This is a genomic window from Frankia sp. CgKIO3, assembly GCF_977946435.1.
The window spans coordinates 1-3,416 of sequence record NZ_CDWTMO010000265.1 but is presented as its reverse complement, the minus strand read 5'-3'; the positions used below and the strand labels follow the sequence as shown (position 1 = coordinate 3,416).

6 protein-coding genes are annotated in these 3,416 nt (G+C 67.4%); 3 read left to right on the top strand and 3 right to left on the bottom strand.

Going from position 1 to position 3,416, the window contains the following annotated elements; all coding sequences use genetic code 11:
• From AC08OJ_RS19310 to AC08OJ_RS19300, 3 genes are all read right to left on the bottom strand, one after another.
• On the bottom strand, nt 1–600 hold a 600-nt coding region (locus AC08OJ_RS19310), incomplete at its 3' end, for a transposase (RefSeq protein WP_476594694.1).
• On the bottom strand, nt 597–890 hold the full coding sequence (locus AC08OJ_RS19305; protein WP_476596474.1) for a hypothetical protein: 294 nt from the start codon (nt 888–890) through the stop codon (nt 597–599). The genes AC08OJ_RS19310 and AC08OJ_RS19305, both read right to left, overlap by 4 nt.
• Before the next feature lie 147 nt (nt 891–1,037).
• Nucleotides 1,038–1,526: a 2,4'-dihydroxyacetophenone dioxygenase family protein gene (locus AC08OJ_RS19300; RefSeq protein ID WP_476594696.1), complete on the bottom strand. Its 489-nt coding sequence runs from the start codon at nt 1,524–1,526 to the stop codon at nt 1,038–1,040.
• A gap of 227 nt (nt 1,527–1,753) precedes the next feature.
• Here AC08OJ_RS19300 and AC08OJ_RS19295 point away from each other — a divergent pair, with 227 nt between their 5' ends.
• From AC08OJ_RS19295 to AC08OJ_RS19285, 3 genes are all read left to right on the top strand, one after another.
• Nucleotides 1,754–2,809: an RsbRD N-terminal domain-containing protein gene (locus AC08OJ_RS19295; protein WP_476596473.1), complete on the top strand. Its 1,056-nt coding sequence runs from the start codon at nt 1,754–1,756 to the stop codon at nt 2,807–2,809.
• Nucleotides 2,752–2,913, top strand: coding sequence for a helix-turn-helix domain-containing protein (locus AC08OJ_RS19290; RefSeq protein ID WP_476596476.1), 162 nt, complete (start codon nt 2,752–2,754; stop codon nt 2,911–2,913). Before AC08OJ_RS19295 ends, AC08OJ_RS19290 begins: the two co-directional genes overlap by 58 nt.
• A gap of 171 nt (nt 2,914–3,084) precedes the next feature.
• Nucleotides 3,085–3,416: MFS transporter (locus tag AC08OJ_RS19285; RefSeq protein ID WP_476596472.1), on the top strand; the 332-nt coding region annotated here is incomplete at its 3' end.

Below are 3,416 nucleotides of genomic sequence, written 5' to 3'. Positions count from 1 at the left end.
TGCGGAAGACAAGCCTCGGCGGCGTTGGAGAGTCCGAGGAGGATCGCGGTGGCGATCTCGTTGCGCCAGTCGGAGATCCTCTCGGCAAGGGTGACGACCTCGGGGACGTCCTTTCCGAAGGTCGCGCAGTAGCCGAGGAACCTGGTCAGGGCCCTGGCGATGTCGGTGCGGGGTGGTCGCGACGCCGGTGCGGGCCGGGGAGAGCGCGAGCAGGTCGAGCAGCAGATTCTTGGCGTTCCAGGCGGTGCGCAGCGCGTGGGCGGCCTCACCGTCGAGGTCCTCGAGAACCGTGAAGGTCTCGAGGATGCGGCGGCGCCCGCGGTCGGAAAGCGCATCCGGGCCCCACAGCAGCCGGTCTTTGATCGTGTACTCGGGGTCGGTGGCACGGCCGCGGCGGTGGCGTAGCTGGTGGCTGACACGGCGGCGTACGTCACTGATGGCCTTGTTGCCGAGCTGGGCGGTGTGGAACGGGTCCACGGCCAACTGGGCGTGCGGGAGCGCGGCGCGGGCGACCGCCTTGTAGGTCGTGGACATGCCGATGGTCACGGCGCTGATCCGGGCACGCCAGGCCGCGGGCTGGGCAAGGATCCAGCTGGTCACGGGCTTCGGAGCCCTCCGCTCGACGACCCGAGCAGCCCCTGATCGCCGGCGGAGTCGATGAGCACCGTCTGCCAGCGGTCGGCGTCGGTCACCCACGCCCCGGTGAGCGGGTCGCGGTGGAAACGCGGCGAGCCGCGCCGCTGGTCGTCGATCCCGAGCACCGACACGTCGGGCAGCGCCGCCCGCAGCGACAGCCGGTTCGCACGGCCGACGCCAGGTCGCTGACCTGGCCGTTCGTCATCGGCGGGTGTGTCCCTTTCCCCGAGCCCTGCACGGTCACACCCCGTCACAGCAGGCGGTCACTGAACGCTGGTGTTCAAACACGGCTCACGGCCAACCGCGTAGGGCCGCATAAGCAGTGGAAAGACGTGCGGGAAGCCCAGGTAAGTCGCGGTAGTGGAGTCCACGCCCGTGGTGTACGAGTAGCGACCGACTGGCTACGAGAGGGCGAAGCTGGTCAGGTCAACCGGGATGATCCCGTGCTTCCTGCAGTACTCGTTGTATCGCTCGGCGAACGTATGGGCCTGCTCGATGCCGATGATCTCGTCGTTTGGGCCGAGGAAAGCAATAGCTCCTTCAACCGAGATGAACACCTCGATGCCCTCGTCAGGCTCCACAATGAACGTGTGCCTGCTGTTGGCGACCTCGTACACGAAGTCACCCGGCCCCGACACCCAGGCGTGCTCCGCGTACCGCCATTTCCCTCGAATGGTGTAGACAAGCACGCGACCATAATGGTCATGCACACCCAGCGAGGCTCCCCCCGGCGCCCGCAGAAGCATTTGTGTCTCGCTCTTGACCAGATCCACATGAAGGATCTTTAATTCCACCTCGTTCGTGTAAGGCGTGAACGGAACCCACGGAAGATCGTCGACTTCCGTGTGCGTTGGAGCGAAATGTTGGAGGGGATTGACCAGTGTCGTCATCTGCGTCTCCTCGGGAGCTTGGCGTCGATCCCTGCCTTCGGAATCGTCTGGATCCGGCGGGGAACGGCCGGCTAGGCGAGCGGTAGGGTTTGATTCTGGACCCACCAAAAGATCCGAGATAGAACAGCGGTGACAGATCCCTGAACACGCGCGACAAGCACGGGTGCCACGCGCGCCGTTGGGGCGAGGACCGGGGTGCCGACGACACCGCCGGGCAGGATAATCCCATGATGATGCGGACGTCCGACGACCGTGTGCGAGAACTCACCGCTGCGCTGGAACGCGACGAGGGACTGGTGGATCCCACGATCGAGCGTGTCCGGCGCGAGATCCCGGCCTATGAGGTGGTCCCGACCGAGGCGCTGGTGACGAGCATCCACCGCAACGTCGTGCTGGCGTGCCGCACCCTGCGGGCGGGCGTCGTGCCGCCGAGCTCGGAGATCTGGCAGGCCGAGCGCACAACGCTGGAACGGCTCCAGCAGGGCGTGCCGATCGAGGACATCATGGGCGGCTTCCGCATCTGCATAGCGAGCATCCAGGACCGGCTGGTGGATCGCGCCCAGGAGTTCGGGGTCGACCACCCCGAGTCGCTCACCCTCACCTCGCTGCTGTGGAAGCTGAGTGACGTGTTCTCCGCTCGTGCGGCGAGCGCCTACCGCGAGTACGGCCTGTCGCATGCGGTGGCGGACCGAAGGCGCAGGGACGAATGGCTCGCCGGGCTGCTCGCCGGCACCCTGTCGCCGACGCAGATTGAGCAGGGGTGCATCCGCTACCACGTGCGGCGCGACACACACCTGCGGGCGGTGTGCACTGCCGCCTTACCGGAAGCGGAGCTGGACCAGGCCCTCAACCTGATCAACCGGGGATGCCGGCGCAGCAACGTGGTCCTGCTCCTGGCGCCCTCCCAAGGCCGGCTCGTGGGGATCGTGTCGGGGCTGCCACCCGCGGTCCCGGGGCTGCTGGTCGCCGCCGGGCCCGAGGGGCCGCTGGACCGGGTCGCGACGTCCTTCTCGGTGGCCAACGACGTATTGGCCGCGGCCCGACTGCGCCACAACGAGGGCGTGCACACCCTCGAGGGCCTCGGCTGGCGGGTGGCCGTGCCGCGCGCCGCGGACGTGACCGCACTGATGCGGGCCCGCTACCTCCAGCCGCTCCGGGGCACCGGTGCGTTCGGGGAGGAAGTCGTCGAGTCGCTCCGCTGCTACCTGGCCAATGGCCGTAAAACATCCCGCGGACCGCCGAGGCGCTGCACATACACGTCAACACGCTGCGCTACCGGTTAGCCCGGTTCGAGGAGCTGACCGGGCGGCCCCTGGACGACACCGACACCCTGGTGGAACTGTCCTGGGCCTTCCACGCGGAGACGGCAGCCCCGCCGGTTTCGTAGCCGCCTACGAAGCAAGGGGCGCCACGTTGGCATCCCGCCCGTAGCCTCCAATGTGTCGCACGCCACATCCTGTTGGGAATCCGTACCCGCTATCGGGCCCATCAGAGCTCGACGTCCCGAGCTGGCGGTCTCGGCCGCCGCCCAACAGGGGAGCAACCCATGACCGCTTCGATGACAGCAACAACCGGCCTCCGAGAGCGGACCAACCACTATCGGCAGCTCCTGGCCGCTTCCGTCGGCAACGCCGTCGAATGGTTCGACTGGTACATCTACTCGATGCTTGCGGTGTACTTCTCCACGCAGTTCTTCCCGGCCAGCCCGGGAGGCAGCCTGGTGCCGCTGATGTCGACGTTAGCGATCTTCGCCGTCGGATTCTTCGCCCGCCCGGTCGGAGCGCTGATCCTCGGGATTCTCGCCGACCGGATCGGCCGCCGCAGGACGCTTAGCACCACGATTATGGGCATGGGCCTGGGCAGTCTCATCATCGGGCTTGCCTCAATGCC